Source organism: Polaromonas sp. P1_G4, assembly GCF_056405475.1.
The window spans coordinates 1-2,945 of the sequence record NZ_JBFUCA010000599.1; the positions used below are offsets into that span (position 1 = coordinate 1).

4 protein-coding genes are annotated in these 2,945 nt (G+C 62.4%); 1 reads left to right on the top strand and 3 read right to left on the bottom strand.

Going from position 1 to position 2,945, the window contains the following annotated elements; all coding sequences use genetic code 11:
* The coding region (locus AC1D1X_RS21035; RefSeq protein WP_477699085.1) for an LOG family protein at positions 1-187 on the top strand (187 nt) is incomplete at its 5' end.
* Here the strand turns inward: AC1D1X_RS21035 and AC1D1X_RS21040 are convergent.
* The 3 genes from AC1D1X_RS21040 to AC1D1X_RS21050 form a co-directional block, all read right to left on the bottom strand.
* Positions 165-1,190, bottom strand: coding sequence for an MFS transporter (locus AC1D1X_RS21040; RefSeq protein ID WP_477699086.1), 1,026 nt, complete (start codon positions 1,188-1,190; stop codon positions 165-167). The genes AC1D1X_RS21035 and AC1D1X_RS21040 overlap by 23 nt on opposite strands.
* Positions 1,191-1,214: 24 nt before the next feature.
* Positions 1,215-2,570, bottom strand: coding sequence for a DNA recombination protein RmuC (locus AC1D1X_RS21045; protein ID WP_477671226.1), 1,356 nt, complete (start codon positions 2,568-2,570; stop codon positions 1,215-1,217).
* Between the two features lie 36 nt (positions 2,571-2,606).
* Positions 2,607-2,945, bottom strand: a 339-nt coding sequence (locus AC1D1X_RS21050) for a 2-hydroxyacid dehydrogenase (protein ID WP_477699087.1), incomplete at its 5' end; no start/stop codon positions are given.

Here is a 2,945-nt window from a genome sequence, read left to right on the forward strand (position 1 = left end):
GGTACAGACCCGCAAGGCCAAACCGGTGCCCATCATTCTTTTTGGCAGCAGCTACTGGAAACGCCTGCTCAACACCGACATGCTGGTGGAAGAAGGCGTGATATCGCCCAACGACCTCAAGCTCTTTCAGTACGTGGACGACGCACAGGTCGCCTGGGACCTGATCAAGGACTTTTACCGTCTGTAGGCCCGGTTTCGGGATGGTGCCCGCCATGGGCAGACATGCTGTCCTTGAGCAGCCACGCCGCGCGTGAACCCGCGCCGACCATGGCCCCGGTGACCCAGAAGACCCCGCCGATTCCCATCAGCGCGCCGGCAGATCCAAACAACATGGGCATCACCACGCTGGACGCATTGATCGCCATCAAGCGCAGCCCCAGCGCTTCGCCGTGGCGCGCTTCCGGTGTGATCTGGTGCAGCATGCTCATCACCATGGGTTGCACCATGCCCAGCGCAAGGCCCAACAGGATGGAGCACAGGCCCATGCCGATCGCCGAATGCATCAAGGGGTAGATGCCGAACAGTGCGGCTGTCGCCAGCATGGAGACCGCCAGTACCTTCCACTCGCGCAGATGGGCCGCCACCAGCGGCATCACCATGCGGATCAGGGCCGCGGCTACCGCAAACGATCCCAGGATGGTGCCTATGACCGAAGCACTGATGCCGCGCTCAAAACCCAGCACCGGCACCACAAAAGTATGGACGTCCCAGCAGGACGACAAAAACCAGTTCACCAGCATGAGGCGGCGAAAGTCGGCCTGGCGCAGCAAATCCCAGGCCTTGGGCTGCACCCCGCCGCTGGCGGCGATCACCGGAGGGAGCGCGCCGACCGCCGCACGGCCCACGTGGCGCTGCAGGGAAATAACTGCCGCGCCGGTGGCGCCGCCCGTGAGCAGCGCCGCCAGACACAGCACCGGGAACACCGGAAAGGCCACCGCAGCCCCGGCTCCCAGCACCGCAGCGAACACGCTATACCGTATCGGGCGCCTGAGACCATGCCGGTCGGCGAAACGGCCGGCCGGCAGCGCCAGGAAGACTTGCGTCAGAGCGAACAACGCAAGCAGCACTCCCACCGCCGCAGGGCTGTAGCCCTCGCGCAGCGCCAGCAGGGGCGCCGCCATGCGCGTGCCGGCCATGCAGGCGTGCAGGCAGATCTGCGCCACGATAAGGCGTGCAAGTTCAGGCGTCATGACGCACAGCTCATGCGGTGCGCATCAAATGTTGTCCAGGTCTTTGTCAAGCGGATCCAATGGAAGCAGGCGGGCAGAATCGATTTCCGGGAGCGCTTCGACATTGCGCAGGGCTTTGCCCATGACACGGCTGCGCTGCTCGGCGCTGCTCAGCGTGTTGAGCACGGTTTCGGTTTGCGACTTGACCTTGGCCAGCACGTCGCCGAACTTGCCGAACTCTGTCTTCACCGCACCCAGCACCTGCCAGACTTCGCTGGAACGTTTTTCCAGCGCCAACGTGCGAAAACCCATCTGCAGTGAATTGAGCATGGCCAGCAGCGTTGTCGGGCCGGCCAGCGTGACACGGTGGTCGCGCTGCAGGAATTCCATCAGGCCGGGCCGGCGCAGCACTTCGGCATAGAGGCCCTCGGTCGGCAAAAAAAGAATCGCAAAATCGGTGGTGTAAGGCGGGTCTATGTATTTCTCGGAGATCGACCTGGCCTCCAGCCGTATGCGCGTCTCCAGCGCCTTGCCGGCGATTTCAGCGCCCAGCACATCGGCGCGCTGTTGCGCGTCCAGCAGGCGCTCGTAGTCTTCGCTCGGGAATTTCGCGTCAATGGGCAGCCACAGAGGTTCACCCGAATCAGACCGACCTGGCAGCTTGATGGCGAAATCGACCGGGTTCTTGCCACCACGGCGGGTAATGACCTGGGCCGCATACTGGTCGACGGTGAACACCTGTTCCAGCAGCGCCGATAGTTGCGCTTCGCCAAAAATGCCGCGCGTTTTCACATTGGTGAGCAAATGCTTGAGGTCGCCCACGCCCTGCGCCAGCGTCTGCATTTCGCCCAGGCCCTTGTGCACCTGTTCGAGCCGGTCGGCTACCTGCTTGAAACTTTCGCCCAGGCGCGTCTCCAGCGTCGTCTGCAGTTTCTCGTCGACCGTCTTGCGCATCTCGTCGAGCTTGGCCGAATTGGTTTGCTGCAGTTGCGCCAGCTGTTTTTCCAGGGTCTCGCGCACTTCACCCATGCGCCTGGCGTTCGACTCGCTGACGGACTGCAGCTGAGTGGTCAGGGTATCCGACAGCGTTTTTTGCAGCAGGGTGAGTTGCTGCGAAAACGCGTCAATTTGCGTGTTCTGCGTGCGGATCGCTTCGGCGCTTTGCTGCACCAGCGTTTGCTGGAAGGTGGCGAAAGTAGTCGCCAATTCCTGCCGGCTACTGCGCGAGTTGTCGCCGATCTCGCGCCGCAATTCACGCTCAAGTTTGTCGTGGCCTGCCGCGATGTTTGCCAGCAGCTCGATGCGGCCCGTATCCGCTGGTTCGGCGGGCTTGCGCAACAGCAGCCAGACCAGCAACAGCAGGTTGGCCACCAACAAGGCAATCATCAGCCAGGATTCCATCATCTGTTCATTGTCCGCTTGCTGCCTTCTTCTTGCTTATTTGCCGGCCAGTACCACGGGGTTGAGCGGGGTCAGCGGCTTCTTGCCGCCGAAATATGCGATCAGGTTGTCGGCAGCCAGCCCGGCCATGGCAAGGCGTGTGGGAATGGTGGCGCTGGCGATATGCGGCGTCAACACCACATTGGGTACGGTCAACAAATCAGGATGCACCTTGGGCTCGCCCTCGAACACGTCCAGGCCTGCGGCTGCGATATGCTTGTTCTTCAAGGCGGCAGCGAGTGCGGCATCGTCGACGATACCGCCGCGTGCGATGTTGATCAGGTTGGCGGTGGGCTTCATCAACGCCAGTTCTGCTGCGCCAATGGTGTGGTGGGA

Excerpts from the sequence above, each read along its gene's own strand:
- AC1D1X_RS21040 (WP_477699086.1), bottom strand. The coding sequence starts at position 1,190 with ATGACGCCTGAACTTGCACGCCTTATCGTGGCGCAGATCTGCCTGCAC.
- AC1D1X_RS21045 (WP_477671226.1), bottom strand. The coding sequence starts at position 2,570 with ATGGAATCCTGGCTGATGATTGCCTTGTTGGTGGCCAACCTGCTGTTG.